The sequence below is a fragment of the Kitasatospora sp. NPDC001175 genome (assembly GCF_053598215.1).
Map to the genome: position 1 here is coordinate 1 of NZ_JBSFJU010000202.1, position 1810 is coordinate 1810.

Annotated in this window: 4 protein-coding genes; 2 read left to right on the forward strand and 2 right to left on the reverse strand. The window is 70.2% G+C overall.

Translation table 11 applies throughout. The features are described 5' to 3' along the window. Nucleotides 1–273 precede the first annotated feature (273 nt). The gene (locus ACWDAK_RS41125; protein WP_427396348.1) at nucleotides 274–549 is read left to right on the forward strand and encodes a hypothetical protein; all 276 of its coding nucleotides are present in this window, start codon (nucleotides 274–276) and stop codon (nucleotides 547–549) included. 258 nt (nucleotides 550–807) lie between these two features. On the opposite strand, the gene ACWDAK_RS41130 is transcribed toward ACWDAK_RS41125, so the two are convergent. After that, entirely contained in the window at nucleotides 808–1020 is a 213-nt protein-coding gene (locus tag ACWDAK_RS41130) for a hypothetical protein (RefSeq protein WP_427396347.1), read from the reverse strand. Continuing rightward, nucleotides 1017–1193, reverse strand: coding sequence for a hypothetical protein (locus tag ACWDAK_RS41135; protein WP_427396346.1), 177 nt, complete (start codon nucleotides 1191–1193; stop codon nucleotides 1017–1019). The genes ACWDAK_RS41130 and ACWDAK_RS41135 overlap by 4 nt, the downstream gene beginning before the upstream one ends. 223 nt (nucleotides 1194–1416) lie before the next feature. Between ACWDAK_RS41135 and ACWDAK_RS41140 the strand changes: the two genes are divergently transcribed. Next, nucleotides 1417–1752, forward strand: coding sequence for a hypothetical protein (locus ACWDAK_RS41140; RefSeq protein WP_427396345.1), 336 nt, complete (start codon nucleotides 1417–1419; stop codon nucleotides 1750–1752). The last annotated feature ends 58 nt before the right edge of the window (nucleotides 1753–1810 follow it).

A 1810-nucleotide genomic window follows, 5' to 3' on the forward strand; every position in this document is an offset into this window, starting at 1 on the left:
TGACGAGCAGCCGACCACCCCCGGAGCCGTGGAACCCGGCGCCCACCCGCGCGACAGCCGGGCCCTCGCCATACCCACAGGCACAAACAGCACGCTGTCGATGCCATGAACGCCGCGTCGCCAGACGGATCCCGAGCCGGCGCTGTGCCGGACGCTAGCGACCGTGGGGTCGGGCGTCATGCCCGCCCGGCGAACACCGAGCGGGCTGGCGGTTCAAGCAGCCTGCCGCGCCACTCCGGCCGGTATCTCGTACAGCGCCTCGCAGGTCTCCGGGTGCTGGATCTCGTCGATCAGGTGGTCCTGCTCCGGGTCGCCGCAGTGGTGCAGCCCGGCGACCGCGGCGCAGCGGGACTCGTCGAACTATTGCTTGGTCATGGCTTCCTCCTGGTTGCTGGACGGTTGGTGCGGTTGGTAGTCGTCGATTGCGGGGCCGACATCGATCGGCCGCCACCGGCCGCGGTGGTACAGGTGCCGGCGGGGATCCACCGGGTCATCGTTCAGAGGCGGCGCGTCGAGGTCGAGGTCTCGTCCCACAGGTCATCGAGGTAGTCGTCCGGGCAGCTCACGCCGCACGCTCTCCGGCCTGACGACCCCAACCCTCGCGCTGCGCCCAATTCCGCGCCTTCCGCGCCGCCAGCGCCGGCACACCAGCAGCCACCGGATCCACACCGCGCAGCTCCGTCTCCAGGGCCAGCACAGCCGCCTCCGTACGGGCCGTCACATTCGGGCGCCGCCGCATCAACGCGCTCAGCTCCGCGGGCGGCTTCCGCACGCGCGGCGCGAGGTAGGTCAGCGGCCAGCCGCCGGTCACCAGCGACCGCGGGGCAGCCGCCGTCCGCTCGGCCGGAACCCAGCCAGACTGCGGAGCGCGAGGGGCCTCGGCCAGCGCGGACCGATCGACCTGGAGGTGCTCGGCAGCAGCGGCGAGGAGCAGCCCACCTGCCGGACGTTCACCGGGATCCGGTGCCGGTCGGCAGTCTGGAGCATGGCGCGCAGCGCAGCATCGTGCTGGATGGTCACGGCTCGATCCTCTCTGCGAACTGCCGCTCCATGGCCGCGATTACGGCGTTGGTTGCGGCCCGTTCAGCGGCGGCCTGGTCGGCGGCCCGGTTGCCGCGGCAGACCGCCACGCAGCACACGACCGCGAACATCCACGCCGGGGCGACCACCGCGGCAAGCACCAGCCAGCGCATCACGACCGGCTCCTCTCAGTGCGGGCAGAGGGCAGGCGGTCACCCGCACCGTCCATCGCCGGCAGGCACTTCTCGCAGCGGCCACAGGGCGCGTAGCTGCTCGCCGCCCTGCTACGCCTTCGTAGCGGATCTCTGCGGATCGTTCTCCGGCTGAGTCACGGCCATGTCAAGTCTCCACGCTGGCAGAAGCGTGCTGAATTCAAGGGTCTCGCACTCTCCGACGATGTCAGCGAACGAGGTGATTTCGATCGTGGCGCCCTTGAACTCTCGAATTACCGACATCGGCGATCTCCCTGGGTTCTCATACGAATCCGACGAACTTTCCGTCCATGTCAAACCTGGCCCCGCGCCCGCTGCCATTCCGGAATGCGTGAAGATCATGGTCGACGCCAGCGACCCTGCCCTGTTCGATCCCGTATTCCGCGCGGGGGAGGCCGGCGGCGCCGACGGCCAGCTGCTCATTGATCGCCAGCGGGAAGCTGACATTCCGGTACCCGGCTACTTGGGCCTCTCCGTTGCCGCGGCGCTGGCACAGACGGGGTGGGTACGGGCGGCGTAGGAGCGGGCGGCCACGACGAGGCCGATGCCCAGGCCGGCGAATGCCAGGCCGCCGAACT

What these genes read in the sequence shown, in the direction of transcription:
- ACWDAK_RS41140 (WP_427396345.1), top strand. Translation starts at nt 1,417, where the DNA reads ATGTCAGCGAACGAGGTGATTTCGATCGTGGCGCCCTTGAACTCTCGA.
- ACWDAK_RS41135 (WP_427396346.1), bottom strand. Translation starts at nt 1,193, where the DNA reads ATGCGCTGGCTGGTGCTTGCCGCGGTGGTCGCCCCGGCGTGGATGTTC.